26 protein-coding genes and 1 tRNA gene are annotated in these 26,666 nt (G+C 68.8%); 5 read left to right on the top strand and 22 right to left on the bottom strand.

Going from position 1 to position 26,666, the window contains the following annotated elements:
• Positions 1–49: 49 nt before the first annotated feature.
• A complete protein-coding gene (locus tag ACMV5O_RS02850) occupies positions 50–739 on the top strand; it encodes a zinc metallopeptidase (protein ID WP_416162062.1) in 690 nt (229 codons plus the stop codon).
• A gap of 22 nt (positions 740–761) precedes the next feature.
• Here the strand turns inward: ACMV5O_RS02850 and ACMV5O_RS02845 are convergent, their stop codons facing one another.
• The 7 genes from ACMV5O_RS02845 to ycaC all read right to left on the bottom strand — a co-directional run bounded on the left by ACMV5O_RS02845 (position 762) and on the right by ycaC (position 8,405).
• Positions 762–3,839, bottom strand: a complete 3,078-nt coding sequence (locus ACMV5O_RS02845; protein ID WP_416162061.1) for an efflux RND transporter permease subunit — start codon at positions 3,837–3,839, stop codon at positions 762–764.
• 7 nt (positions 3,840–3,846) lie between these two features.
• Positions 3,847–4,896, bottom strand: coding sequence for an efflux RND transporter periplasmic adaptor subunit (locus ACMV5O_RS02840; RefSeq protein WP_416162060.1), 1,050 nt, complete (start codon positions 4,894–4,896; stop codon positions 3,847–3,849).
• Between the two features lie 132 nt (positions 4,897–5,028).
• Positions 5,029–5,748, bottom strand: coding sequence for an RES family NAD+ phosphorylase (locus ACMV5O_RS02835; protein ID WP_416162059.1), 720 nt, complete (start codon positions 5,746–5,748; stop codon positions 5,029–5,031).
• Complete coding sequence (locus ACMV5O_RS02830; RefSeq protein ID WP_416162058.1) at positions 5,708–6,088, bottom strand: antitoxin Xre/MbcA/ParS toxin-binding domain-containing protein; 381 nt, start codon at positions 6,086–6,088, stop codon at positions 5,708–5,710. The genes ACMV5O_RS02835 and ACMV5O_RS02830 overlap by 41 nt, the downstream gene beginning before the upstream one ends.
• 95 nt (positions 6,089–6,183) lie before the next feature.
• Positions 6,184–7,059, bottom strand: coding sequence for a glutathione-dependent disulfide-bond oxidoreductase (gene yghU, locus ACMV5O_RS02825; protein WP_416162057.1), 876 nt, complete (start codon positions 7,057–7,059; stop codon positions 6,184–6,186).
• A gap of 53 nt (positions 7,060–7,112) precedes the next feature.
• Entirely contained in the window at positions 7,113–7,685 is a 573-nt protein-coding gene (locus ACMV5O_RS02820) for an antibiotic biosynthesis monooxygenase (RefSeq protein WP_416162056.1), read from the bottom strand.
• 93 nt (positions 7,686–7,778) lie between these two features.
• Complete coding sequence (ycaC, locus tag ACMV5O_RS02815; RefSeq protein WP_416162055.1) at positions 7,779–8,405, bottom strand: isochorismate family cysteine hydrolase YcaC; 627 nt, start codon at positions 8,403–8,405, stop codon at positions 7,779–7,781.
• 399 nt (positions 8,406–8,804) lie between these two features.
• Here ycaC and ACMV5O_RS02810 point away from each other — a divergent pair, with 399 nt between their 5' ends.
• Entirely contained in the window at positions 8,805–9,194 is a 390-nt protein-coding gene (locus tag ACMV5O_RS02810) for a VOC family protein (RefSeq protein ID WP_416162054.1), read from the top strand.
• 36 nt (positions 9,195–9,230) lie between these two features.
• Here ACMV5O_RS02810 and ACMV5O_RS02805 read toward each other — a convergent pair whose 3' ends face one another.
• From ACMV5O_RS02805 to ACMV5O_RS02795, 3 genes are all read right to left on the bottom strand, one after another.
• Positions 9,231–10,640, bottom strand: a complete 1,410-nt coding sequence (locus ACMV5O_RS02805; RefSeq protein WP_416162053.1) for an MATE family efflux transporter — start codon at positions 10,638–10,640, stop codon at positions 9,231–9,233.
• A 40-nt stretch (positions 10,641–10,680) separates the two neighbouring features.
• Positions 10,681–11,385 carry a mobilization protein gene (locus ACMV5O_RS02800; RefSeq protein ID WP_416162052.1) on the bottom strand — a complete coding sequence of 235 codons (705 nt, stop codon included), beginning with the start codon at positions 11,383–11,385 and terminating at the stop codon, positions 10,681–10,683.
• A 217-nt stretch (positions 11,386–11,602) separates the two neighbouring features.
• Positions 11,603–11,679 (bottom strand) — tRNA-Arg (locus tag ACMV5O_RS02795).
• A 149-nt stretch (positions 11,680–11,828) separates the two neighbouring features.
• On the opposite strand from ACMV5O_RS02795, the gene ACMV5O_RS02790 reads away from it, so the two are divergent.
• Positions 11,829–12,278 carry a c-type cytochrome gene (locus ACMV5O_RS02790; RefSeq protein ID WP_416162051.1) on the top strand — a complete coding sequence of 150 codons (450 nt, stop codon included), beginning with the start codon at positions 11,829–11,831 and terminating at the stop codon, positions 12,276–12,278.
• A 156-nt stretch (positions 12,279–12,434) separates the two neighbouring features.
• Here the strand turns inward: ACMV5O_RS02790 and ACMV5O_RS02785 are convergent, their stop codons facing one another.
• Positions 12,435–14,429 (bottom strand): UvrD-helicase domain-containing protein, encoded by a 1,995-nt coding sequence (locus tag ACMV5O_RS02785; RefSeq protein WP_416162050.1) that lies wholly within the window; start codon positions 14,427–14,429, stop codon positions 12,435–12,437.
• Positions 14,430–14,638: 209 nt separating this feature from the next.
• Here ACMV5O_RS02785 and ACMV5O_RS02780 point away from each other — a divergent pair, with 209 nt between their 5' ends.
• Complete coding sequence (locus tag ACMV5O_RS02780; RefSeq protein ID WP_416162049.1) at positions 14,639–15,142, top strand: TlpA family protein disulfide reductase; 504 nt, start codon at positions 14,639–14,641, stop codon at positions 15,140–15,142.
• Between the two features lie 43 nt (positions 15,143–15,185).
• Positions 15,186–15,833 (top strand): pentapeptide repeat-containing protein, encoded by a 648-nt coding sequence (locus ACMV5O_RS02775; protein WP_416162048.1) that lies wholly within the window; start codon positions 15,186–15,188, stop codon positions 15,831–15,833.
• 38 nt (positions 15,834–15,871) lie between these two features.
• Here ACMV5O_RS02775 and ACMV5O_RS02770 read toward each other — a convergent pair whose 3' ends face one another.
• The 11 genes from ACMV5O_RS02770 to mreD form a co-directional block, all read right to left on the bottom strand.
• The gene (locus tag ACMV5O_RS02770; protein WP_416162047.1) at positions 15,872–16,978 is read right to left on the bottom strand and encodes a metal-dependent hydrolase; all 1,107 of its coding nucleotides are present in this window, start codon (positions 16,976–16,978) and stop codon (positions 15,872–15,874) included.
• 19 nt (positions 16,979–16,997) lie between these two features.
• The gene (locus ACMV5O_RS02765; protein ID WP_416162046.1) at positions 16,998–17,648 is read right to left on the bottom strand and encodes a hypothetical protein; all 651 of its coding nucleotides are present in this window, start codon (positions 17,646–17,648) and stop codon (positions 16,998–17,000) included.
• Between the two features lie 36 nt (positions 17,649–17,684).
• Positions 17,685–18,632, bottom strand: coding sequence for a lipoyl synthase (gene lipA, locus ACMV5O_RS02760; protein ID WP_416162045.1), 948 nt, complete (start codon positions 18,630–18,632; stop codon positions 17,685–17,687).
• 38 nt (positions 18,633–18,670) lie between these two features.
• On the bottom strand, positions 18,671–19,342 hold the full coding sequence (gene lipB, locus ACMV5O_RS02755; protein WP_416162044.1) for a lipoyl(octanoyl) transferase LipB: 672 nt from the start codon (positions 19,340–19,342) through the stop codon (positions 18,671–18,673).
• Positions 19,339–19,623, bottom strand: a complete 285-nt coding sequence (locus tag ACMV5O_RS02750) for a YbeD family protein (RefSeq protein WP_416162043.1) — start codon at positions 19,621–19,623, stop codon at positions 19,339–19,341. Before ACMV5O_RS02750 ends, lipB begins: the two co-directional genes overlap by 4 nt.
• Complete coding sequence (locus ACMV5O_RS02745) at positions 19,616–20,476, bottom strand: D-amino acid aminotransferase (RefSeq protein WP_416162042.1); 861 nt, start codon at positions 20,474–20,476, stop codon at positions 19,616–19,618. Before ACMV5O_RS02745 ends, ACMV5O_RS02750 begins: the two co-directional genes overlap by 8 nt.
• A gap of 32 nt (positions 20,477–20,508) precedes the next feature.
• The gene (locus tag ACMV5O_RS02740; protein ID WP_416162041.1) at positions 20,509–21,636 is read right to left on the bottom strand and encodes a D-alanyl-D-alanine carboxypeptidase family protein; all 1,128 of its coding nucleotides are present in this window, start codon (positions 21,634–21,636) and stop codon (positions 20,509–20,511) included.
• A 164-nt stretch (positions 21,637–21,800) separates the two neighbouring features.
• Complete coding sequence (locus tag ACMV5O_RS02735; protein WP_416162040.1) at positions 21,801–22,943, bottom strand: septal ring lytic transglycosylase RlpA family protein; 1,143 nt, start codon at positions 22,941–22,943, stop codon at positions 21,801–21,803.
• 15 nt (positions 22,944–22,958) lie between these two features.
• Positions 22,959–24,101, bottom strand: coding sequence for a rod shape-determining protein RodA (gene rodA, locus ACMV5O_RS02730; RefSeq protein ID WP_416162039.1), 1,143 nt, complete (start codon positions 24,099–24,101; stop codon positions 22,959–22,961).
• Positions 24,098–26,131, bottom strand: a complete 2,034-nt coding sequence (gene mrdA, locus ACMV5O_RS02725) for a penicillin-binding protein 2 (RefSeq protein ID WP_416162038.1) — start codon at positions 26,129–26,131, stop codon at positions 24,098–24,100. The genes rodA and mrdA overlap by 4 nt, the downstream gene beginning before the upstream one ends.
• 12 nt (positions 26,132–26,143) lie before the next feature.
• The gene (gene mreD / locus ACMV5O_RS02720; protein WP_416162037.1) at positions 26,144–26,665 is read right to left on the bottom strand and encodes a rod shape-determining protein MreD; all 522 of its coding nucleotides are present in this window, start codon (positions 26,663–26,665) and stop codon (positions 26,144–26,146) included.
• Position 26,666: the final 1 nt, after the last annotated feature.

The following is a 26,666-nucleotide window of genomic DNA, read 5'->3' as shown; positions in this document are numbered from 1 at the left end:
GCACGCGCCGGGGCGCGGTCAGACAGGCATCGATGCAGACGAGAAGCCCATGACCCCGCTGCTGTTCATCCTGGTTCCGCTGCTGCTGCTCACCGTCTGGCTGCCGGGCTGGTGGGTGCGCCGGACCTTTGCCCGCTACAGCGAACCCGCCGACCGCTATTACGGCAGCGGCGCGATGCTCGCACGCCTGCTGCTCGACAAGCATGGCCTGCAGGACGTGGCGGTGGAGCCGACCGAGATCGGCGACCACTACGACCCGCAGGCGCGCGCCGTGCGTCTGTCGGCGCACAACTACCACCAGCGCTCGCTGACCGCGGTCACCGTGGCCGCGCACGAGGTCGGCCATGCGATCCAGCACGCCGAAGGCTACGCGCCGCTCGCCTTGCGCGAGCGTCTGGTGCGCTTCGCCATCACCGGCCAGCGCCTGGGGGCGATGATGATGGTCGCAGTGCCGCTGATCACCCTGCTCACCCGCCACCCCGCGCCCGGCCTGTTCCTGGTCGTCGCCGGCCTGCTGTCGATGGGCCTGGCCGCGATCGTCCACCTGGTGACGCTGCCGACCGAGTTCGATGCCAGCTTCCGCCGCGCCCTGCCCCTGCTGCAACGGGGCGGCTACCTGCACGAGGCCGACCTCCCCCACGCCCGGCGCATCCTCGAGGCCGCCGCGCTGACCTACGTCGGCCAGTCGCTGATGGCCTTGCTCAACGTCGCCGCCTGGCTGCGCTTCCTGCGCCGGTAGGCGGAGGTTTCATTCAGACCTGTCAGGCGGATGGCCCTGTCGGCGCCGCCGACTCAAGGCGGAACAACAGCGCATACAGCGCCGGCACGAACAGCAGGGTGATCGCGGTACCCACCGCCACGCCGCCGATTAGCACGTAGGCGAGCGGCCCCCAGAAGGTGTCCAGCGTCAGCGGGATGAAGGCGAAGGCGGCGGCGACCGCGGTGAGCACCACCGGCCGGGCGCGCTGCACCGCGGCCTCGACCACGCCCTCGAAGGGCGCCATGCCCTCGTCGAAGTTGTCTGCCACCTGCTGGGTCAGGATCAGGGTGTTGCGCATCAGGATCCCGGCCAGCCCGGTCAGCCCCAGCAGGGCGACGAAGCCGAAGGGCTGGTCGAACAGCAGCAGGGCGAGCACCGCACCGATCAGCCCCAGCGGCGCGGTCGCCAGCACCACGAAGGTGCCGGTGAAGGAGCGCATCTGCAACATGATGAAGACCAGCATCGCAGCCACCATCAGCGGCTGCAGCGCCTGGATGGAGGCGTCGGCCTTGCCCGACTGCTCGACCGCGCCCGAGATCATGATGCTGTAGCCGGGCGGCAGCGCGCTGCGTACGCCCTCGAGCGCCTTCCACACCGCCGCGGTGACGTCGTTGGGCTGGGCACCGGCGACGTCGGCCTGCACCAGCAGCTCGGGCTCGCGGTTGTAGCGCTTGATGACCGGCTCCTCGAAGCGCACCTCGAGGTGGCCGAGCTGGCTCGCCGGCAGCTTGCGTCCATCCGGGGTGAGGACCTCGAGCATGGCCAGGCTCTCCGCGTCCAGGCGCGCGCCGCCGCTGGCGCCGCGCGCGATCACGTCCACCGTGCGGATGTCCTGGCGCACCTGGGCGATGCGCGTGCCCTCGAGGTGGAACTGCAGCTGCTGCGCCACGTCCTGCGGCGTGAGCCCGAGCAGGCGCAGGCGCTCGGGCTCCATCGCCAGGTGCAACACCGGCGCGCGCTCGTCCCATTCGAGATGAGGATCGACGATGTGCGGGTTGGCCGCCATGACCTCGCGCACCTGGTGGGCGATGCGGCGCAGCTCGAGCAGGTCCGGCCCCAGCACGCGATAGGCCACCGGCCACACCACCGGCGGCCCGTAGAGCAGGCGCGACACCCGCAGCCTGGCCTCGGGAAATTCGCCATCGTCGATGTGGCGCTGCAGCTTGGCGATCAGTGCGTCGCGCGCCGCCACGCCCTCGGTGACCACGAGCAGCTTGGCAAAGGCCGGGTCGGGCGGCTCCGGGTTGGCGGACAGGAAGAAGCGCGGTGCGCCCGCGCCGACGTAGGCCGAGCTCGAGCGGATGCCCTCCGCGCTGGCGAGGATGGCCTCGAGCCGGCGCACCGTCGCGTCCGACGCGGCGATGCTGCTGCCCTGCGGCAGGTACACGCTGAGCAGCACCTCGGGGCGGTCCGAGCTGGGGAAGAACTGCTTCTGTACCGCGGTCGCCATGCCCAGCACCGCCAGCACGAGCAGGCCCAGGGTGCCGAAGACCACCGACTTGCGCCAGCGCACGCAGCCGGTGATGAGGGCACGCAGGCGGCGGAACATCGGCGTCTGGTACACGCTCTCGTGGCTGTGGACATGCTCCGGCGCCACCGCGGGCAGCATCTTGACGCCGAGGTAGGGCGCGAACACCACCGCCACCAGCCAGGACACCAGCAGCGAGATCGCCAGCACCCAGAAGATGTTGCCGGCGTACTCGCCGACGGCCGAGCGCGCGAAGCCGATGGGCAGGAAGCCGGCGACCGTCACCAGGGTGCCGAACAGCATCGGCGCGGCCGTCACCGTCCACGCGTGCGCCGCGGCGCGGATGCGGTCCCAGCCCTCCTCCATCTTCACCAGCATCATCTCGACCGCGATGATGGCGTCGTCCACCAGCAGGCCGAGGCCGATGATCAGCGCGCCCAGCGTGATGCGGTCAAGGTTGATGCCCATCAGCTTCATCAGCAGGAAGGTGATGCCCAGCGTGACCGGCACCGCGATGCCGACCACCAGCCCGGCACGCCAGCCGATGGCCAGCATGCTCACGCCCACCACCACGACCACCGCCACCAGGAACTTGGCCTGGAACAGCTCGACCGCGGCGGCGATGGCCTCGGCCTGGTTGGTCAGCACCTCGAGCGTGATGCCCAGCGGCAGGCGTTCCCGCTCGGCATCGACGAAGTGGTCGAGACGCTCGCCCAGCACCAGGCCGTTCTCGCCCTTGTTCATGACCACGCCGAGCAGCACCGCATCCTCGCCACGCGAGCGCACCAGCTGTGCGGGGGGCTCCTCGTAGCCGCGGTGAACGTGGGCGATGTCGCCCAGGCGCAGCACGCGGTCGGCGACGCGGATCGGCACTGCCGCCAGCTGCGCGGGCTCGGACAGGTCGGCATCCAGGCGCAGATAGAGGCGCGGCCCCTCGGTCTCGAGGCGGCCGGCGGGCAGCAGGCGGTTGCCGGCATTGATGGCATCGAACACCGCCTGCGGCGCGATGCCGAGGTTGGCCAGGCGCGCGTTGTCGAACTCCACATAGACGCGCTCGGGGCGCTCGCCCAGCACCAGCACCTTGTGCACCCCCGCGACGCGCTGCATGCGGTCGCGCATCGCCTCGGCCTCGCGCACCAGCTCGCGCAGCGGCAGCCCGGGCGCGGTGAGCGCGATGAGCTTGAAATAGACGTCGGCGAAATCCTCGTTGACGATCGGCCCGATCACCCCGGCGGGCAGGTTGCCGGCCTCGTCCTGCATGCGCCGGCGCACGTCGTACTTGAGCCGGGGCACCACATCCGGCCGGGTGTGCTCCTGGAACTCGATCTGCAGGTTGGCCGAGCCGGGGCGGATGGTGGTGATGATGCGGTACAGGTGCTCGACCTCCTGGATGCGCTTTTCCAGGCGGTCGACCACCTGCTCCTGCATCTCCTCGGGCGTCGCCCCGGGCCACACCGCATTGACCAGCATCACCCGCATCGTGAACGCCGGGTCCTCGGCCCGCCCCAGCGCCAGGAAGGCATACACGCCGCCGAGCACGGCCAGCATCAGGAAGAACAGGGTGATCGCGCGCTCGCGCACGGCGAGCGCGGACAGGTTGGGAAAGCTCATCGATCGCTCATTGGTCAAGCTCCCGCACGGCCATGCCCTCGCCCAGCAGATGGGTGCCGAGCGCGACGATGCGGTCGCCCGCGGCGAGCGGACCGCGCACGCGCGCCGTCTCGCCGTCGGTGCCGAGCACGGTGACCGGCACCGCCCGCACGCGGCCCTCTTCCACCCGCCACAGGCGCGGCCCTTCACCGCGCTCATTGAGGGCGCCGAGCGGCACCGCGAACTCGCCCGCCTCCTGTGCCATTGCGGCGAAGCGTGCGCGCAGCACCATGCCCAGCACCAGCGCCTCCTGCGGTGCCTGCACGGTGTAGCGTGCGCGCCGGGTGCGGCCCTGCGGGTCCACCGCGCCGGCGATCTCGCGCAGGCGCAGCGGCAGCGTCGTGCCGTCGGCCAGCACCGCGTCACCGCTCGCCGGTGGCAGCACACCCTGGGGGAAATGCAGCTCCAGCTCGCGCTCGCCGTCCTGCGCGAGCGTGGCCACCATCTGCCCGGCCAACACCACCTGACCGCGTTCGCCGATGACGTCGATCAGCACGCCCGCGGCCGGCGCCAGCAACTGGCCGTAACCGAGCGCGTTGCGCGCCTGAGCCAGACGCGCCGCGGCCGCATCGCGGCGCGTCTGCGCCTCGCGCTGCGCCAGCTCGAAGCGCTCCAGCGCCTGCGCGCTGGTGAAGCGCTGTTGCTGCAACACGCGGGCGCGCGCAAGGTCGGCAAGCGCTGTGGCGAGCGCCGCATCGGCCGCGGCGAGGTCGGCCGCCGCCGCGCGCACGCCCTGCTCGAGGTCGCGGCGGTCGAGCTCGAACAAGGCCTGCCCGGGCGCGACCCGGTGGCCGGCATCGACCCGGCGCGCGGCGATCTGGCCGCCGACCTGGAAGGCGAGCGGCGTCTCGACGCGGGCCCGCACGGTGCCCGACAGGCCGAGCTGTCCCTCGCTGCTCGTGTGCACCGCGATGGTCTTGACGAAGGGCGGCGGCCTGTCCTGCTGGGGCGCCGCAGCGCGTTCGCAACCGGCCAGCGCGCACGCGCCGAGCATGAGCGAGAGCATCAGGAAACGCATGCAGGCATTCCGTATCTGGATTCGACGACGGGAAATCGGGCGACGGCAAGCGGCCGCGCCGCTGCCGCAATGATGCCACGGCCCTCAACATGCCGCCTGCGTCATGCGGCGCGGCGGCATATACGCGGCGTGTCAGGCCAGCCAGTGGCTGGCAGCAAACATCAGGCGCTCGTTGTCACGTCGCCACACCACCGCGTCCTGCTGCACGGCCAGCCACCAGGTCTGCATGGCGGGATCGGGCCTGGGTGCGGCGAACGCCGCGGGATCGAGGACGGCGACGCACCACGCCGGCTCGGGGTCACGGACCGAGGCGTAGATGATGGCGCCGATGCGGGCTTCGCGCGCGATGCGGGCAAAGGACTGGGTGGCGCGGTAATCGCTGGGATGCGTCCAGGCGCTGAGGTCGGCAGCAAAGGCGTGCTCGCGCAGATCGACGACATCCGTGGCGAGCCGGACCCGAAAGGCGGTGTGGGCCACGGGATCGATCCGCTCCAGGTCGACCGCGTCCTGCAGGAATCGCCAACGCCAGTACCCCAGTTCGGCACAGGCCGTGCGCACCCGCTGAGCACCGTAGAAGACGCCAGGATCGGTGGCGCCCCGGAAGCGCGAACCGCCACGCCGTGGGTCATGGCGAAAGGGTGCGGCCAGAAGATAGTCGAGGCGGGCGACGCTGGCAGGCTGCGGTGGCTTGCTGGCCTCGAGCAGCCGTTCCAGCACGTCCTGCTCGGCGGCGTCATCGACGATCTTCATGGTCGAGGCGACATGCTGGGCTTCGACGATGCGCCAGGCCGGCGCCGCCCATGGGCGCGCCTCAGACGAGACCGCGAGCGGCGTCCAGGTAGTGAACGACACGAACAAGTCCTTCCGTCTGGCCGATGAGCTCGATGGGGCGACCGTTGAGTCCCTTGTTGTCACTGTTGAGCCATGCACGCGCGTTGCGCTCGTCACCGACGATGGAGTCGAGGGAGCGGAACAGGCGCACGAACAACAACGCGAACTCCCACTCCTTGCGGCGCTGCTCGAGCTGGTAGTCGCCGGCATAGAGCCGCGTGATGGTCGACGGGCTGACGCCCAGCACCTTTGCCAGCAGCCCGCGCGAGACATTGAGCCGTTCTGCCGCGCGGGCGACAGCCTTCGACAGCACGGCGGCGGCATTGGCGGTCTGGGCGGTGGCGCGAACGATTTCAGGCATGACGAGCCTCCTTTCCTTAGAAATTTTAGACCATCATTTTTTCCTCTGCAAAGATATTGCCCGAGCGCCCGAATGCCGGCCCGCCGAGACCGCCGTCATCCTTGCGCTTGCAGCTTGTCCTCGGTGCGGGTGACGAAATCGCTCGCGTCGTGGCGCTCGTGCAACTGCTGCTCCAGCGGCCCAAAGGTGCGATTGACCATGCGCCCGCGCTTCACCGCCGGACGCTCGGCGATCTCGGTCGCCCAGCGCAGCACATGCTTGTAGTCAGCGACCTGCAGGAACTCGGCGGCGTCGTAGAGCTGACCCAGCGCCAGGCCGCCGTACCACGGCCAGATGGCGATGTCGGCGATCGTGTATGTGTCGCCGGCCATGTAGCGGCTTTCGGCGAGGCGGCGATCGAGCACGTCCATCTGGCGCTTCGCCTCCATCGCGAAGCGGTCGATGGCGTACTCGATCTTGCTCGGCGCGTAGGCATAGAAATGGCCGAAGCCGCCCCCGAGGTAGGGTGCACTGCCCATCTGCCAGAACAGCCACGACAGGCATTCCGCGCGTCGCGCCGGATCGGTCGGCAGGAAGGCGCCGAACTTCTCCGCCAGGTAGAGCAGGATCGCGCCGGATTCGAACACCCGCAGCGGCACCGGTCCGCTGCAGTCGAGCAGCGCGGGGATCTTGGAGTTCGGGTTCACGTCGACGAAGCCGCTGCCGAACTGGTCGCCATCGCCGATGCGGATCAGCCAGGCATCGTATTCGGCGCCCGCATGGCCGAGCGCGAGCAGCTCCTCGAGCATCACCGTGACCTTGACGCCATTGGGCGTGGCGAGCGAATACAACTGCAGCGGATGCCTGCCGCGCGCCAGCGCGCGCTCGTGCGTGGCGCCGGCGAGCGGACGGTTGATGTTGGCGAAGCGGCCGCCGTTGGCCTTGTTCCAGGTCCAGACCTTGGGCGGGGTGTATTGCGACGGATCCGACATGTGATGACCTCGTGATGTGTTGTCTAGATGGCAGCGTAATGGCTGCGGGCGGTTCAACGGTACAGCCACTTTGCCACCAGCCGGGTGTAGTGGGGCATGATCGCGAACACCATCAGGAACACGATCGCTGTCGCGACGATCAGCTTGCCGAGCACGAAGCCGCCCGGCCCGTCGAGCAGCCGCAGCAGCGGGCCGAGCACCCAGGGTACGACGATGGTGAGCGGAAAGATCGCCGACAGCGTGAGCAGGAACTGCTTGTGGCGCTTGGGCGGGGTGACCGTGGCCGGCTGCGCGAACCAGAAGTCGAGCCCGGTGCGGATCACGTAGCGGTCGCCCTTCTCCAGCGCGGGCTCGATGCGCTGCATGAACTCGCGCCGCACATCCGACTCGATCCAGGCCTTGAGCTGCTCGACCCCTGCGAAGCGGATGATGACGGTGTAGCCATCATCCTCGCACGCCGGACGCACCACGTCGGTGCTGAGATAGCCGGGAAACTGACGGCAGGCCTCACGGATCTCGAGCAGCCAGCTTTCGTAGGCCGCGCGCGCCTCGACGCGCGGATGGTGGACGATGATGCCGGTGACCGGGCCTGCAGCGGCCGCGTCCGTCTGTTTGTTGTGATCCATCGCAAACTCCTCCGTGGGATGCGGCCGGTGCGCAGCAGCGCGAACCGGCCGTTGGGCAGGCGGCGGCTCGGGGCCGCCGCGACGGCCCGCGCCTTACTTGCCGCCGGTCAGCGTGGTGTAGCTGGTGATGAGGTTGCGATAGTCGGGGATATGGTTCGAGAACAGCGTGCCCAGGCCCTCGATGTCGTTGCGCCAGTCACGGTGCAGTTCGCAGGCGACCGCGAACCAGGTCATGAGCTGGGCGCCGGCGGCCGACATGCGATCCCAGGCCGAGTCGCGGGTCAGTTCATTGAAGGTGCCCGAGGCATCGGTGACCACGAAGACCTCGAAGCCTTCCTCGAGCGCGGACAGCGCCGGGAAGGCGACGCAGACCTCGGTGACGACGCCGGCGATGATGAGCTGCTTCTTGCCGGTGGCTTTGACCGCCTGAACGAAGTCCGCGTTGTCCCAGGCGTTGATCTGACCCGGGCGGGCGATGTAGGGCGCCTCCGGAAAGGTCTCCTTCAGCTCGGGCACGAGCGGGCCATTGGGGCCTTCTTCGAAGCTGGTGGTGAGGATGGTGGGCAGGCCGAAATACTTGGCCAGATCGGCGAGCGCGAGCACGTTGTTCTTGAAGCGGTCGGGATCGATGTCGCGCACCAGCGACAACAGGCCGGCCTGGTGATCGACCAGCAACACGGCGGCGTTGTTCTTGTCGAGGCGGACGTAGGGCTTGCTCATGGTGTGTCTCCTTCTTCTCTGTCGGCAAGCGGGGCCGGCTTCCCCAGCAGGGGGCCGCGCACCGCCTTGATTGGCACGCCGCGAAGGCGGCACGCCAGCCCTTGCGACGCGCTGGGGGAAGGCAGACTCGGCGCCGGGCTGAGACCACTATAGGCAGGCCGCCGCCGCGGAAACAGGGGCCAAACCGGGCTTCATCGTCTCATTGATGGAACGATCATATTTTTTGAAAGGGGATTGGCCCGAAACGTGCCCGGGGCGTGCGTGCGTCCGCGCGGGGAATGCGCTTGCGCCGGCACAGTCAAAGCAGGTACCGGCAGGCTGGCCCTGCACCTTCGGTTCGACACTCTTCCGGCGTCGAGCCTGCGCCAGGGGCCGCCGCGCCGGACAAGGAGGTGCGCCATGACTGACACGCTGCCGGCGCTGGGCATCCAGCGCGTCAAGGTGATTGCCCTGGCAGTCACATCGCTCGCGCGGGCAAACCGCTTCTACGAGGAAATCCTCGGGCTCGAGCCGGCCTTCGAGGGCACGGAGCAGGTCGGCTGGCAACTGGGCCCGCTCATCCTGATGCTCAAGCCGGACTGGGCGACCCCGACCGCGGCGCCCAATCCGCGCATCACCCTGGCCACCGTGGATGCCAGGGCCACGCAGGAGGCCTTGCGCCTGCGCGGGGTGGTGATCGCCGACGCGGTGCAGGCCTACGGTGACTTTCTGGTCGGCAGCTTCCTCGACAGCGAAGGCAACAAGCTGTGGTTCTGTTCGCCGGTGGACGGCGGAGCGCAATCTCGCTGAGCCCCGCCCGCGGGATTCGGGGGCGCGGCGTCGCCCTCAAAGCCGTTTCGTCTTCCAGCGCCCGCGGCTGAACAGCCACAGGGTGAACAGGCCGACCGCGGTCTCGGAGATGAATACGCCCCAGAACACGCCCGAGTGCGCCCAGCCCAGGGGCAGCGCAAGCGCCCAGGCGAGCGGGATCTGGATCAGCCAGAAGAACACCAGGTTGATCCAGGTTGGCGTCATCGTGTCGCCAGCGCCGTTGAAGGCCTGCACCGACACCATCCACCAGCCGTAGACAAAGTAGGAATACGACAGGATGGCGAGCCACTCGCCGCCGATGGCGATCACCTGCGCGTCGTCGGTGAACAGGGCGACGAGCGCGTCGTGCAGGAAGAAGAACACCACCGACACGGCGAGTGTGAAGCCCATGTTCATCCAGCCGATGCGCCACACGGCGGCCTCGGCGCGCGCAGGCTGGCCGGCGCCGAGGTTCTGCCCGACGAGCGTGGCGGCGGCGTTGGACATCCCCCAGGCGGGCATCAGCGTGAACATCATGATGCGGATCGTGATCGTCGCCCCGGCAACGGCCTCGGTCGACACGCTGGCGAGGATGCGCATCAGGAAGATCCAGGCGGTCATCGACACGATCATCTGGCCGATGCCGCCGAGCGAGGTACGCACGATCTGCAGCAGCGTCGCACCATGCCAGCGCAGGCTGGCGCGGCGGATGCGCAGGTGCTCGCTGCCGCGAACCAGGATCCACACCTGCATCATCACACCCGCGCCGCGACCGATGTTGGTCGCGATCGCCGCGCCCTCGATGCCGAGCGCCGGGATCGGCCCGAGGCCGAAGATCAGGATCGGATCGAGCACGATATTGAGCGCATTGGCGACCCATAGCACGCGCATCGCCGCTGCCGCATCGCCCGCGCCGCGAAAGATGGCGTTGATGACGAAGAGCAGCAGGATCACCACATTGCCGCCGAGCATCCACTGGGTGTAGCGATAGCCGTGCTCGATCGCCCAGGCGTCCGCACCCATCAGGCGCAGCAGCGCCTGCGCCCACACGATGCCCGCCACGGCAAAGGGCAGCGAGACCAGCACCGCCACCACGATGGCCTGCACCGCCGACAGCGCAGCCTCCTCGCCGCGATGCTCGCCGATGCGGCGGGCGACGATCGCGGTGACCGCCATCGCCAGCCCCATCGCGATCGAGTACAGCAGGAACAGGTAAGTCTCGGTCAGGCCGACGGTGGCCACCGCGGACGACCCGAGCTTGGCGACGAAGAAGATGTCGACCACCGCGAAGGTCGATTCGAGCACCAGCTCCAGCATCATCGGCACCGCGAGCAGGAACACCGCGCGCTTGAGCGGGATGCGCGTGTAGTCGGCGTCGGTGCCGCGCAGCGCCGCGCGCAGGTCGGCGCCAAGCGAGGAGGCTGCGGAATGTTCGGAGGTGCTCACACCGTGCATTGTGGCGCGGCGGCGGCGCGACTCAAGCTGCTTACACGGCCAGCCCGTCGAAGGCCGCATAGACGGACTTCAGCCAGCTTTTCACGCGCTGGCGTTCGAGCATGCCCAGTGCATCGTCACCGCTACGCTGATTCACCGCCGCCCAGAAGCTGGCATCCTGGCGATCGATCTTGCGCATGCTTGCTTCGTGCAGTGCCGGCAGGCTGATCACGCTAGCACCCAGGGCCTGTGCCGCAGCCAGCTCGGCTGACGCCTCGAGCTGGGAAAAGTCAGTGCCGCGGCCATGGTTCTTCACCACCACATAGCTCGGCCCTTCGCCATAGGTCTCGAGCAGCTTGCCCAGCAGCTCGACCGAATCCTTGCCGGCATCGGCCAGATGCCAGAAATTGACCTGCACCCCGAGTTCGCCAAGCAGGCCCAGCAGCTCGGATTCCTTGATCCAGAGCGCCAGCGGCGCCGCCGTCTGTGCTGCAAGATCGACAATCACGCTGTGCCCGATGCCCTCTTCTGGTGCATCCTCGAATGGCAAGGCGATCTGGTCCAGCCCGTCGTAGCGGTCCACCACCACGGGCGCGGCATAGTCCGTATAGAAGCGGGCGAAGGTCGTGTGGGAGCGGTCGGTGTCGAAGCCCGTAAAGGGCCGGCCCTTGTCGATGTAGTACTGGGCCAGGGCCCGGGCAACAACCGATTTGCCCACGCCGCCTTTTTCGCCACCGATGAAGTTGAGGGAACGCATTGTGTGTCCTGAATGAATTGAGCGGTGCTCCGCTTGCTGGCAGGGGTGCCATGCCACCAGCACGAAGCAACGATCGGGCCACAAGCAGACCTTCAAGACGGGAGATCGCCCGTGCGATTGCCTTACGGCGTGCAGCGCTCAGACGGCACACAATCCGTAGGGATCGCCACAAAAGAAAATGGGCCAGGCCCGCGAAGACCCAACCCATTGAATTCTTTGGCGCGCCCGAGACGATTCGAACGTCCGACCCCTGCCTTCGGAGGGCAGTACTCTATCCAGCTGAGCTACGGGCGCGCGGCGTGCACGGGAAGACACCCGCACAAGGCCGGCAAGCATAGCTGCGATCGCACGCAAAGTCCATGCCGCACTGCCACAATGGTTTTTACATCGCTATAATCGCGGCTTTAGATCTCGTCTTGCGCCACCAGTCAAAGGACCCAAGCATGTCGAACCAACGCAACCAGCGCCCCGTCCGCCTCGCAATGCCTGTCGTCGCCATGGTCGCAGCCGCGCTGCTGGCTGGCTGTGGCAAGCAGAGCGCCGTCGATCCGGAACTGACGGCCACGCTGATCCAGCCCGTCGCACGCGTCGAGATCCAGGCGGTCACGATCGCTCCGGGCTCGCGCACCGGCGAACAGATCTACACCTCGATCTGCGCCGCGTGCCACGACTCCGGCGCGGTCGGCGCCCCGAAGAGCGGTGACGCGGGGGCCTGGTCGGCCCGCCTGCCGCTCGGTCTCGATGGCCTGACCGCCTCCGCGATCGCCGGCAAGAATGCAATGCCCCCGCGCGGCGGCGGCAGCGACCTGACCGATACCGAAGTCAAGCGCGCGGTAGCCTTCCTGGCCAACACCGTGGGTGCCGGCTACACCGAACCGCCGGTCGAAGAGTAAGACGCCTCAAGGCGAGCGCCGCCCGGGCCGGAGCGCTCGCCCGAACACCTGGAAGGGCAGCCGCGTGCTGCCCTTCTTGCATCCGGGGCCTCCGTCTGCGCGTGGCGCGCCATCACGATGCGGGGCTGCCCGCAGGCCACGCGTCCGCACGCTGCATCAAGGCTTGCCGTCGCGGTTCTCGAACATCGCCATCAGGTTGGCCAGCCGCGCCTTACCTTCCTCCTTCGACACCGGCTGCGCGGTCTTGCGGTCGTTCATGCGGATGTCGCCGCCCATCTCGGCGATGAAGCGGCTCGGCTCGCAGGGGCGGAACTCCTTGCCCGACTTGCGCCGCTCGCACCAGGTAAGGTTGAGGCTGCGCTGGGCGCGGGTGATGCCGACATACATCAGGCGGCGCTCCTCCTCGACCTTGTCCTCGTCGATGCTGCTCTGGTGCGGCAGCAGGCCCTCCTCGACGCCGACCAGGAAGACGTGGGGAAACTCCAGCCCCTTGGAGGCGTGCAGGGTGGCCATCTGCACGCCGTCGAAGTCGGGGTCTTCCTTGTCGAGCATGGACATCAGCGCGATGGTCTGGGTGAGCTCGAGCAGGTTCTTGCCGTCCTCCTCGCCCTTGCGGCCCAGCCAGCCGACGAAGTCGCGCACGTTGCTCCACTTGGATTCGGCCTCGCGCGTGTCGCAGTGCTCGAACAGCCACGCTTCGTAGCGGATCGCGGCGAGCAGGTCCTCCAGCAGCTGCGCGGCGGGTTCGCGCGGGGCGCGGTACTGCAGGCGGTTGATGTAGGCGGCGAACTCCTGCACGCCCTGCAGTTGCTTGGCATTCAGGTGCTGGGTCAGGCCTTCCTCGAACACCGCGGCGAACAGGCTGCTGTGGCGGTGGCCGGCGTAGGCGCCGAGCGCCTCGATGGTGGCGGCGCCGATGCCGCGGCGCGGGGTGGTGATGGCGCGGATGAAGGCGAGGTCGTCGTCCTCATTGACCAGCAGGCGCAGCCAGGCGATGAGGTCGCGGATCTCGGCCTTGTCGAAAAAGCTCTGCCCGCCCGACATCACGTAGGGGATGCGGTGGTTGCGCAGTTGCTGCTCGATGAGGCGGGCCTGGTGGTTGCCGCGGTAGAGGATGGCGTAGTCCTTGAAGCGGGTACGGTGCTCGAACTTGTGCGCGGCGATCTTGGTGGCCACCCATTCGGCCTCGTGCTCGGCGTCGCGGCAGTTGGTGACGACGATCTGCTCGCCCTGGCCGTGCTCGGACCACAGGCGCTTGTCGAACAGCTTCTCGTTGTTGGCGATGACGGTGTTGGCGGCTTCCAGGATGCGGCGCGAGGAGCGGTAGTTCTGCTCGAGCTTGATGACCTTGAGCTTGGGGTAATCCTGCTGCAGCAGCTTCAGGTTCTCCACATCCGCGCCGCGCCAGGCGTAGATCGCCTGGTCGTCGTCGCCGACCGCGGTGAAGGCGCCGCGCACGCCCGACAGCAGCTTGAGCAGCCGGTACTGGGCGCGGTTGGTGTCCTGATATTCGTCCACCAACAGATAGCGCAGCTTGTTCTGCCAGCGCTCGCGCACCTCGGGGTGTTCGTCGAACAGGCGCACCGGCAGTGAGATGAGGTCGTCGAAATCCACCGCCTGGTAGGCGCGCAGGGTGCGCTCGTATTCCTTGTAGAGCTTGGCGGCGACCGAGGCGATCTCGTTGTCGGCGAGCTGGGCGGCCTCCTCGGGCGTGATCATCGCGTTCTTCCACGACGAGATCTGCCACTGCATCTGCTTGGCGATGCCCTTGTCGCTGTCGCCGGCGACATCCGACACGATCTGCACGGTGTCGGACGCATCGAGGATGGAGAACTGCGGCTTCAGGCCACAGTGCTTGGCCTCCTGACGGATGATGCGCACGCCCAGTGCGTGGAAGGTGCACACCGTGAGCCCGCCCGGCACGCGCCCACCCATGATGTGGGCGACACGCTCCTGCATCTCCTTGGCGGCCTTGTTGGTGAAGGTGATGGCGGCGATGTTGGCCGCGCTGATGCCGCACTCGTTGATCAGGTGCGCGATCTTGTGCGTGATCACCCGCGTCTTGCCGCTGCCGGCGCCGGCCAGCACCAGGCAGGGGCCGTCGAGATAGCGGATGGCTTCGCGCTGGGGCGCGTTGAGGAGGGCGGACATCGTGGCGGTACGGCAAAAACGAAGCCACCCGGGTGGGTGGCGGGCTGCAATTCTAGCCGATCGACCGCGCCGGGTCCGCCACCGTTACAGATCGCGCCCCGGCGGCTGCCGCTGCCACGCCCCGCGGGTGACAAGCGGGGGCGCCTGCCGCACAATCGATGCGCATGCGAAGGCATTCGTGCGTACTACAGTCCAGCCCGGTTCTCGTCATGAAGCTGAAGATCGTCGCCGCTGCCGCGGTCCTCGCCCTCGTCCTCGCCCTCGCCGGCGCTTTCCTGTTTGCGCAGAGGACGGCGGCACCCGATGTGGCATTCACCACGCTGGGGGGGCAGACCTTTCGCACCGCCGACCTGCGCGGCCAGGTGGTGCTGGTCAACTTCTGGGCGACGAGCTGCAGCAGTTGCATCAAGGAGATGCCGGCGCTGCGGCGCATGCAGCAGACCTTCCAGGCGCGGGGCTATCAGACGGTCGCGGTGGCCATGGAGTACGACCCGCCCGCCCGGGTCGCCGCCCTCATGGTGCGCGGCGACCTGCCCTTCACCTTCGTGCTCGACCATAACGGCCACATCGCCCGTAGTTTCGGCGACGTACGGCTGACGCCGACCAGCTTCCTCCTCAATCGGCGCGGCGAGATCGTGCACAAGATCGTCGGCCAACCCGACTTCGACAAGCTGCATGCGCTGATCGACGAGCTGCTCACCGAACCGACCTGAATCGCGCCTGTCGGATCATCGACTCCACTCACACCCCGTCCCCATGCCCAAGACCCCCGCTGCGCTGCTCGCCACCCTGGCCGCCACCGCTCTCCTCACGCTGCCGCTGCTCGCCCAGGCGCAACGCGCGGGCAATGTCGGCGGCTGCGACATCCGGCGCGGGACCTTGTGCACCAACATGAACCTCAACGGCGCCGAGCTGGCGGGGGTGAACCTGGCCAACTCGCAGTTCACCCGCTCCGACCTGTCCGGCGCCAACCTGCGCGGCGCCACCTTGAACGAGGCCAACTTCTCGCAGGCCGAGATGGTCGGCACCACGCTGGATGAAGCCTCGATGCTGCGCACCAACCTGCGTGGCACGCGCCTGACCGGCGCCAGCCTGAAGGGCGCCAACCTGCGCAACGCGATCCTGCAAAATGCCGATGTGCACGACGCCGACTTCTCCGCGACCCAGCTCGGCGGCGCCGACCTCACCAACGCGCGCGCCGAGCGCGCCCGCTTCGACGAGGCCGACCTGCAACGCGCCAACCTGCGCGCCGCCAAGCTGTCGGGGGCGTCCTTCGTCGGCGCCAACCTGCAGGGGGCGAACTTCACCCGCGCCCAGCTCACCGATGCCGACCTGACCGGCGCCAACATCGAGCAGGCGATCTTCCTGAACGCGCAGACCGAGGGCTGCAAGGGCTGTCCCTGAGCCCATGCGGCAATAGGCCCGGCCCGGCGTGCCCTTACTCAGTCGATCCAGAACGCGCCGCGCGCGCGCCGCAGCGTCCACGCCGCCTCGCGATCCTCATCGACGCCACCCTCGGCACGACAGACGCCATAGCGAAACGATGGCGGCAGGGTCGGCAGGGCGAAGCGCAGGTCGACGAACCAGGCACAGGCGGGCGGCCCCGGCTCGACCGCATCGAGCACCGGAAAGCGGGCGAAGCGGCGCAGATCGGCAGCCACCGGCTGGGCCCATGCGGCACGGGCAAAGTCGGCCTGGTCGCGGTCGGTGCCTGCGACACCGCGCGTTTGCCAGTCGGCCTGCGGCGCGGGCCGATAGGCATCGCGCAGGCGGACCAGCGGACCGAGGACAGCGGCCAGGGGCCCGGCCTCGGCAGGCTCGGCCGCCGCTGCGGCGCTGAGGGCCTCGGCCGCATCGGCGCCGACACGGACATGGGCGACATGCAGTCGGCCGGCGTCCTCGACAATCAGCATCCAGTGTGCAGGCGACAGCGGCTGCGGCAGGGCGTGCACCGCCGGCGCCTGCATCCCCTGGGCGCTGGCGAAAGCCCCGCCGATCGCCAGTGCGCGTTGCTGCTGCCCCAGCAGCAGCCCGAGATAAGCCGCGCACAGCAGCAGCGCCAGCGCCGCAGCGCGCCGGCCCCGGCCGTGGCCCAGGGAGAGGGCCAGGCCGACAAGCAGGATCGCGCTGATCCAGGGATCGATGACGAAGGCGAGGTTCAGCGCGACCCGTTCGGTCGACAGCGGCGCATACAGCATCAGGCCGTAGGCCGTGATCAGGTCGCCCACGATATGGATCGCGATCCCTAAGCAGGCGGGGCCGTAGAAAGCCGTCCAGTGATGACGTCCGCCGCTGGCGCGCGCCAACAGCCAAGCCAGCAGGGCCGCCCAGGCCGGCAGCAGCAGCGGCGCATGGGTCGGCCCCTGGTGCCAGTTCAGAGAGGTCAGTGTGTCGACCAGCCGCAGCGCGAGGTCGATATCGGGAAAGGCCGCCGCCGCGCCGCCGGCGAACAGGCGCAGGCGCAGCGGCAGCGCCGCAGCGCTCGGCCGCGCAGGCGCCGTGGCGCGTGCGGCGAGCGCACCGCTCAGCAGGTGGGTGAAGGGGTCCATGCGCGCACCGACGCCACGCTCAGGGGCGGGGCGTCTCGTCGGCGCGGGGCTTGCGCGTCGGCGCCTCGTCCGCCCGCGCTGGCGAGGCGCTGCGGAAGACGAGGTGATCGAGGCGCTCGGCCTCGGTGAGGCGGTGCTCGACGAAGCGTCGGGTGCGCTCGGCGTCGACCGATTCGTCGTTCAGCCAGTGAGCGAAGCTCGCCAGATAGATCGTGGTCAGCGCCGTCTCCTCGAGCGCGCGGCGCACGAAGCTGGCATCCCGCCCGGCCGCCTCGCGCAGCCACTGTACGGTCCGGCTGACGCGCAGCAGGCCCGGGATCTGCACATGCAGGTGACCCGGTTCGAGCTTGCCGAGGATCATCTGGCGGGTGACGCGCCGATGCGGGGCCAGCGCGGCGAACCAGGCCATCATGAGCTGCTGCAGGCGCAGCCGTGTGGGCTGCGCGGTGAATCCGGGCACCGTGGCCGCCTGCAGCATCGCCGCGTCGGCGCGATCGAACCAGGCGTCGACGAGTTCTTCCTTTTCGCGAAAGTGCAGCCGGATGTCGTCGAGCGTGATGCCGAGCTGCGCCGCGACCTGGTGCAGGCGCACCGCCTCCCAGCCAATGCGCTCGGCGATCAGCAGCGCGGCATCGACGATGTCGTCACGCGCGGGGGCCGCGGTGTTCATCGTCTCGTCCCATCAGCGGGCGACGGGACGCCGCCCTCAGACGACCCCGGCGCCGTGCGCCTGCTGGTCGGCCCAGTAGCTCGAGCGCACCATCGGGCCACAGGCGGCGTTCTTGAAGCCCATCTTCAGCGCCTCGGTCTCGAACATCTTGAAGGTGTCCGGGTGCACGTAGCGCAGCACCGGCAGGTGGCCGCCGGAGGGCTGCAGGTACTGGCCGATGGTGAGCATCTCGACGTCGTGCGCGCGCATGTCGCGCATGACCTCGAGGATCTCCTCGTCGGTCTCGCCCAGGCCCACCATCAGGCCCGACTTGGTTGGCACCTCGGGGTGGCGCGCCTTGAACTCCTTCAGCAGCTTCAGCGAATAGGCGTAGTCCGACCCCGGACGGGCCTGCTTGTACAGGCGCGGCACGGTCTCGAGGTTGTGGTTCATGACGTCGGGCGGCGCGGCGTCGAAGATGTCGAGCGCGATCTCCATGCGCCCGCGGAAATCGGGCACCAGCACCTCGATGCTGGTCTTGGGCGAGGCGGCGCGCGTCTCGCGGATGCAGTCGACGAAGTGCTGGGCGCCACCGTCGCGCAGGTCGTCGCGGTCCACCGAGGTGATCACCACGTAGTTCAACCGCATCGCGGCGATGGTCTTGGCGAGGTCGGCGGGCTCGTTGGGGTTGAGCGGGTCGGGTCGGCCATGGCCGACGTCGCAGAAGGGGCAGCGCCGGGTACAGATGTCGCCCATGATCATGAAGGTGGCCGTGCCCTTGCCGAAGCATTCATGGATGTTCGGGCAGGAGGCTTCCTCGCACACGGTGTGCAGCTTGTGGTCGCGCAGCGTGGCCTTGATCTCGTTGAAGCGCTCGGCCTCCTGACCGGCGCCGAGCTTGATGCGGATCCAGTCGGGCTTCTTGAGGCGTTCGGCGGGGACGATCTTGATCGGGATGCGGGCGGTCTTGTCGGCGCCGCGCTGCTTGCGCACTGGGGTTTCCATGGTCGCGTTCTCTGTGGGTTCCGGGTGGGGATGGGGGATTATGAACCGGCTCGCGTCACTTCGACAGCCTGTGCGACCTGATGTGCCGCATCCGTGTCGACCGCAACCGGTGGCAGCAGGTGCTGCAGATGCGCAAGCAGGCGTTCGCCCACCTGCTCGACGTCGGCCTCGATGCCGAAGTCCTTCATGCGGATGGTCTTGAGGCCCTCGTAGCCGCAGGGGTTGATCCAGCCGAAGGGGGCCAGGTCGGCGTCGACGTTGATCGCCAGCCCGTGGTAGCTGCAGCCGTTCCTGACCCGCAGGCCGAGGGCGGCGATCTTGTCGCCGGCGACATAGACACCGGGGGCGCCGTCCTTGCGTGCGGCATCCAGGCCATACTCGGCCAGGGTATCGATGATCGCCTGCTCCATCAGGTGCACCAGTTCGCGCACCTTGAGTCGGCGCCGGTGCAGGTCCAGCAGCAGATAGACCACCAGCTGGCCGGGGCCGTGGTAGGTGATCTGGCCGCCGCGGTCGATGTGCACCAGCGGGATGGCGGCCGGGTTCTGCAGCAGGTGCTCGGGCTTGCCGGCCTGGCCGAGGGTGTACACCGGCGGGTGCTGCAGCAGCCAGATCTCGTCGGGCGTGTCCGCCCCGCGCCCGGCGGTGAAGGCGCGCATCGCCTCGAGGGCGGGCGCGTAGTCGACCATGCCGAGGCGCTTGACGATCACAGCACCACCTTCACCATCGGATGCGAGGTCAGCTCGCGGTACAGCGCGTCGACCTGCGCCTGCGACACGGCGCGGAAGGTGCAGGTCACCGCAAGGTAATTGCCCTTGCTCGACGGGCGCATCTCCGCCCCGGCGGGGTCGAAGTCGGGCGCATGGCGCAGCACCACCTCGATGACTGCCTGGGCAAAGCCATCGACGCGCGCACCCATGACCTTGATCGGGAAATCGCAGGGGTATTCGATCAGCGTCTGGCGCGTCGGCGCGCCGGGGGTGTCAGCCATTTCGCATCACCGTGTGCTTGAAGTCCTGGTACCAGGCGACCATCTGCCGTGCCATCGGGCCGGGCTTGCCAGCGCCTACCGGACGGCCGTCGAGCGCGGTGATCGGCAGCACTTCCTTGGTCGACGAGGTCATCCACAGCTCGTCGGCGCTGCGCACCTCGGCTTCCAGCACCTCGCGCACCGCATGCTTCATGCCGTGACTGCGGGCGAGCTCGAGCACCACGTCGTAGGTGATGCCGGGCAGCATCAGGTGGCTCTTGGGCGGCACCAGCAGCACGCCGTCCTTGCACACGAAGATGCTCGACGCCGCGCCCTCGGTCAGGAAGCTGTCGCGGAACAGCACGGTCTCAGCGCAGCCATGGTCGATGGCGTGCTGGCGCAGCAGGCAGTTGGCGAGCATCGACACCGTCTTGAGGTCGCAGCGCAGCCAGCGGATGTCGGCCGCACTGACCGCGGCCACGCCGCTGGCGAGTTGCTCCGCACTCGGCGTCACCAGCGGCTCGCTCATCAGGAATACCGTGGGCATGACCTCGGGGCCGGGGAAGGCATGGTTGCGCTTGCTGTCGGCACCGCGCGTGACCTGCAGGTATACCGACTGGTCGTCCCAGGGGTTGCGGGCGACGACCTCGCCCACGATGGCCTTCCATTCGGCCGTGCTGTGCGGGTTGTGCAGCCGCATCGCGGCCAGCGTGCTGGCCAGGCGGGCGATGTGCTCGTCGAGGCGGAAGGGGCGCCGCGAGTACACCGGGATGACCTCGTAGGCGCCATCGCCGAACAGGAAGCCGCGGTCCATCGGCGACACGCGCGCCTCGGCGAGCGGCAGGTATTGTCCATTGACGAACGCGGTGGTCACGTCGGCCTCCTCGGATTCGGGTGCGCGCCGGCTCACAGGCGCTTGAACAACATCACGATCGCATCCCACAGGCGACCGAAGAAGCCGGCGACGGGGACGTCCTGCAGGGCCACCACCGGGTACTGGCCGAGCGGCTGGCCGTCGATGGCAAGGGCGAGCGTGCCCACTTGCTGACCCTTCTCGATCGGCGCCACCAGCGGCTGGCGGCTCTCGAGCGTGACCTGGATCCGCTCGGCCGCCTCGCGCGGCAGCGACATCATGAAGTCGCGGGTGAAGCCGACCGGCAGCTCGTTCGCCTTGCCCTTCCAGACCCGAAACTGCGACAAGGCCTCGTCGGCGCCGTACAGCTTCACCGTGTCGTAGAACTGAAAGCCGAAATTGAGCAGCTTCAGCGACTCCTGCGCACGCACGGTATCCGAGGCCGCGCCCAGCACGACCGAGATCAGGCGGCGCGGGCCGCGCTCGGCGGTCGACACCAGGCAATAGCCCGCCGTGCTGGTGTGGCCGGTCTTCATGCCATCGACCGTCGGGTCCATGTACAGCAGGCGGTTGCGGTTGGGCTGGCGGATGTTGTTGTAGGTGAACTCGCGCAGCGAGTACAGGCTGTAGTACTCGGGGAACTCGCGGATGATCGCGCTGGCGAGCAGGGCGAGATCGTTGGCGGTGGTGTAGAGCTGCGGATCGGGCAGGCCGGTGGAGTTGGTGAAATGGGTGTTGCGCATGCCCAGGCGCTGGGCCTCGCGATTCATCAGCGCGGCGAAGGCTTCCTCGCTGCCGGCGATGAGCTCGGCGATCGCCACGCAGGCGTCGTTGCCCGACTGCACGATGATGCCCTTGATCAGCTCATCGACGGTGACCTCCTTGCGCGGCTCGATGAACATGCGCGAGCCTTCCATGCGCCAGGCACGCTCGGACACCGGCACCACCTGGTCGGCGGTGATGGTGCCCGCCTTCAGCGCGGAGAAGGTCAGGTAGGCCGTCATCAGCTTGGTCAGCGAGGCCGGCTCGATACGCGTGTCGGCATCCTTGGCGACCAGGGTCTGGCCGGTGGCGTGGTCGACCAGCACCCAGGCATTGGCGGCGAGCGCCGGCGGCGGCACCGACTGCGCGAGCGCAGTCAGGGAAAACAGTGAGACGAAAACGGCGATCAGAAAACGCATGACGAAACCCGGGGAAATGAAGAAGAAGCAGCGCGCGGCGCGCCAGCGGGGGGCGGACAGGACCGAGGACGGCGCACGGCCCGGCGCGAACGCCCAATTATAGGCGCCGGCCCCGCACAACCCCAAAATGAAAGGCTTTGTTGCAACCCGGCCATCGACATCGCTCAGCGCACCACCACGAAGGGCTTGAGCTTGAGCAGCGTGCCCATGCGCTCGGCCGCACTGCGCGCCGCATCGACCGAGTCGTAGGGGCCGGCGTGCAGGCGGAAGCGCTCGCCGTCGGCGAACAGCTCGAAGCGCTCGGCCAGCGCGGCTGCGCGGTCCTGCACGGTGTCGCGAAAGCCCTCGGCGTTGGCATAGGAGGCGAAAGCGCCCAGCTGCAGGAAGATGCCGCCGCTGGCCGATGCGACCGGCGGCGCCAGGCCCTCGGCGGCGCCGGCCGCCGGCGCGACAGCAAGCGCGGTGTCAGCCGTCGCCCGATCCGGCGCGACAGCATCGGCGACCGGCGCGGCCGGAGCCGCGGGAGCCGCGCTGGCAACGGTCGCCGGCGGCGGGGGCAGCGGCTCCAGTGTGCGCGCGGGCAGCGGCGGCTCATCGGCCGCCACCACGCCCTCGTTGCCGCGCCCACGCAGCGGCGGCACCGGTCGCGCGCTGGCCACCAGCGGTGCCTCGTCGGGCAGGATCTGCTCGACCTCGACCTGTGCGCTGCCGGCATTGATGTAGCCGAGGCGATGCGCGGCGGCATACGAGAGGTCGATCACCCGGCCGCGCAGGAAGGGGCCGCGGTCGTTGACGCGCACCACCACCGAGCGGCCGTTGGCGATGTTGGTGACGCGCGCATAGCTCGGGATCGGCAGCGTCGGGTGCGCGGCGGTCATCGCGTACATGTCGTAGGGTTCGCCGCTCGAAGTCGGCCGGCCATGGAAGCGCCGCCCGTACCAGCTCGCATGCCCGCGCTGACGGAAGGCACGCAGCTGCGTCTCGGGCACGAAGCTCTGCCCCATCACGTGATAGGGCCGGTTGGCAAAGCGATGCAGCGGCTCGGCACGCGGCTCGGCGTCGGGGATGGTGTCGAGGTGCTCGGGCAGCACGTCGTCGGGGCCGTCGTCCAGATAGTAGCCCCCCCCGCGCGTCGTGGGCGCGCGCGCGGGGGTCTCGGCCGCGGGGGCGCTGGCGGCCGGCTCAGCGTCACGCTTGGGCGCCGAGCCGCAGGCCGTCAGCAGGCCAGCGGCGAGCACCAGCGCAAAGGCGAGGACGCCGGGGCGGTGGCGCCGCCCGGTGTGTTTGATCGTTGGCGTTCGATTCATCGTTTCATCCGGGAATCAGGTCTTGTCCGCAAATCGGCTGCGCTGGATGCTCATCAGGATGCCGATGCCCAGACAGAGCGTCACGAGCGCAGTTCCACCGTAGCTGATGAAGGGCAGCGGCACCCCCACCACCGGCAGGATGCCGCTCACCATGCCCATGTTCACGAAGGCATAGGTGAAGAAGATCATCGTGATCGCGCCCGCCAGCAGGCGCGAGGCATGGGTGGGCGCATTGGCCGCGATGTGGAAGCCGCGCAGCAGCAGCAGCGCATACACGCACAGCAGGGCCACAGCGCCGATCAGGCCGAACTCCTCGGCCAGCACGGCGAAGATGAAGTCGGTGTGGCGCTCGGGCAGGAAGGCGAGGTGGGTCTGGGTGCCGTCCATCCAGCCCTTGCCCATCACGCCGCCGGAACCGATCGCGATCGTCGACTGGATGATGTGAAAGCCCTTGCCGAGTGGATCGCGGGTGGGGTCGAGCAGGGTGCACACGCGCTGCTTCTGGTATTCGCGCAGCACCTGCCAATCGACCTCGGGTTGACACAGGGTGTCGCCGAAGGCGACGACCGAGCCCAGCCCGATCACGCCGGCGACCACCACCGGGATGATCAGCTTCCACGACAGCCCGGCAAAGAAGATCACGTAGAGGCCCGAGGCGGCCACCAGCAGGCTGGTGCCGAGGTCGGGCTGGATCAGGATCAGCCCGATCGGGACGACGAGCAGCAGGCCGGCGACGATGAAATCGAGAAAGCGCGTCTGACCCTCGCGCTGCTGGAAGAACCAGGCCAGCATCAACGGCATGGCGATCTTCATCAGCTCGGAGGGCTGGATTCGGGTCACGCCCAGATCGAGCCAGCGCTGGGCGCCCTTCGACACCTCGCCGAACAGGTCGACCGCGACCAGCAGCAGCACGCCGAGCACGTAGAGCGGCACCGCCAGCGACAGCAGGCGCTGCGGCTTGAGCCAGGCCAGCATCCACATGCCGGCAAGCGCAACCGCGAAATGCGTCAGTTGCGAATCGACGCGCTCGGGCGAGGCGCTCTGCATCAGCACGTGTGCGCTCGCGAGCAGCACGCCCAGCAGCAGCAGCAGGATGGGGTCGATCGGGCGCAGGAAGGCGCGCGCCAGGGCCAGCGGATTGAAGCGGGTCTCGTTCATCGCGCGCTCCTGGTCGGCGGGACGGGCGCCGTGGTGGCGACCGCGGGCTGCGCCGGGGGCACGGGCGATTGGGGGGGTGACTGGGGCGGCGCCGGCAGCGCAGCGCCGGTGGCCACCGGCTCCTCGATGCCGTTGACGGCGTCTTCCGACTCGCTCGCGTCCTCGTCCTCGGGCGCAGGGGCGCCGGCGCGCTGGTTGAGGAGGTAGTAGTCGATCACCTGGCGCGCGATCGGCGCCGCCGACTGCGAACCGAAGCCGCCGTTCTCGACCAGCACCGCAAGCGCGATCTTGGGCTTCTCGGCCGGTGCATAGGCGACGAACCAGGAGTGGTCGCGCAGGCGTTCGCGCACGTTCTTCTCGACATAGCGCTGGCCACGCAGCGAGAACACCTGCGCGGTGCCGGTCTTGCCGCCGACGCTGTAGGGCGCGCCCTGGAACGCTCGGCGGCCGGTGCCGCTCTTGTTCACATCGACCATCGCATCGAGCACCGCCTTCAGGTGCGCCTGCTGCAGCGGGATCTCGCGCAGCGGCTCGGGCTCGACCGCACGGCGCTCGCCGGTGCGCGAATCGACCACGTACTTGACCACATGCGGGCGGAACAGCTTGCCGTCATTGACCAGGGCGGCCATGGCGTTGGCAAGCTGCAGCGGCGTGAAAGCGTTGTAGCCCTGGCCGATGCCGACCGAGATCGTCTCGCCCGCGTACCAGCGCTGCTGCTCGGGCTTGCGAAAGCGGCTGCGCTTCCATTCGGGCGAGGGCAGCACGCCGGCCGCCTCGCCCGGCAGATCGATGCCGGTACGATCGCCAAACCCGAAGGGCGCCATGAAGCCGGCGATGCCCTCGATGCCGAGGTCGTTGGCAAGCTGGTAGTAATAGGTGTTGCACGACACCACGATGGACTTGTGCAGATCGACCGTGCCATGGCCGCCGATCTTGTCGTCCATGAAGCGGTGACCGCCGAAGTTGAAGTAGCCGATGTCGCGGATCGCCTGGCGGGCGGTGCGCTTGCCGGTTTCGAGCCCGGCGAGCGCCATGAAGGGCTTGTAGGTGGAGCCCGGCGGATAGGTGGAGTAGATCGCCCGGTGCAGCAGCGGATGGTCGGGCGACTCGTTGAGCGCCCGCCAGTCCTGGGTCGAGATGCCATCGACGAACAGGTTGGGGTCGTAGGTCGGCATCGACACCAGGGCGAGCACGCCGCCGGTCTCCGGCTCGATCGCCACCAGCGCGCCGCGGCGCTCGCCGAAGGCGGTCTCCGCCACACGCTGCAGTTCGATGTCGAGGGTGAGCTCGAGGTCGTTGCCCGAACTGGCCGGGGTGTGCGACAGCGCACGCACGGCACGGCCGCTGGCATTGACCTCGACCTGCTCGACGCCGGTGGTGCCATGCAGCTCGGCCTCGTAGGACTGCTCCAGCCCGGCCTTGCCCATGTGCAGCGTGCCGCGGTAGTTGGCGGTCTCGCCGCGCTCCTCGATGCGCTCGACGTCGCGCTCGTTGATGCGGCCGATGTAGCCGATGACGTGGGACGCGGTCGTGCCCTGCGGATAGTCGCGCAGCAGGCGGGCGCGCACGTCGACGCCCGGCAGGCGGTAGCGCTGCGCGACCACGCGCGCCACCTCCTCGTCGGTGAGGCGGCTGCGCACCGGCACGCTCTCGAAGTTGCGGCTCTCCTCGAACAGCTTGCGGAAACGGCGCAGGTCGCGCGGCTCGATCGGCACCAGGCTGGCGAGCTCGGCCAGCGTGCCCTCGAGGTCGCGCACCTCGGAAGGCATGATCTCGAGCGTGTAGGTGGCGTAGTTGCGTGCCAGCACCACGCCCTGGCGGTCGACGATGGTGCCGCGATGCGGCACGACCGGCAGCAGCGCGATGCGGTTGTCCTCGGCGCGGGTCAGGAAGTAGTCGTGGCGCTGCACCTGCAGGAAGTGGAAGCGCGCCGCGAGCAGGCCGAGGCACACGAGCACGAACAGGGCTGCCACCACCACCCGCCGGCGGAAGCGGGCGAGTTCGACCGCGGGCGTGCGAAACTCGGTCACCGGCCGCCGGCCTCAGATCGGGCGGTTGTCATCGCGCTCCACCGGCTGGTACTGCGGCAGCAGCAGCAGGAAGGACAGCGGGGCCCACAGCAGCACGCTGGTGAGGCTCGACAGGAAATAGGACCAGCCCGGGAACTCGCCGCCCGCCAGCAGGCGGACCACCACCATCAGCACCTGGGCGAGCAGCAGCAGCGGCAGCACGTGCAGCGCCTGCTGCCAGGACGGGAACCACAGGATGCGACGCGCCAGCGTGTTGCCGAGGTAGGCGAGCAGCACATAGGCGAGCGCATGCTGGCCCATCGCCGCGCCCAGTCCGACATCGACCAGCAGGCCGAACACGAAGCCCGCCCCCATGCCGATCAGCAGCGGCTCGCGCACGCACCAGAACACCAGCACCAGCGCCACCCAGTCGGGCAGGCCGGGGGTACGACCGGTGGGGATGTACTCCAGGCCGAGGGCGACGAACAGGCTCAGGTAGACGAACCAGAGCTTGACCGGCAGCAGGATGCGGCTGGAGCGATTGGTCGGCTGCATG

This window comes from Thauera sp. WH-1 (genome assembly GCF_047806685.1).
Classification (GTDB): Bacteria; Pseudomonadota; Gammaproteobacteria; order Burkholderiales; family Rhodocyclaceae; genus Thauera.
The sequence above is the reverse complement of the archived record's forward strand: the minus strand, read 5'-3'. Positions and strand labels throughout refer to the sequence as shown.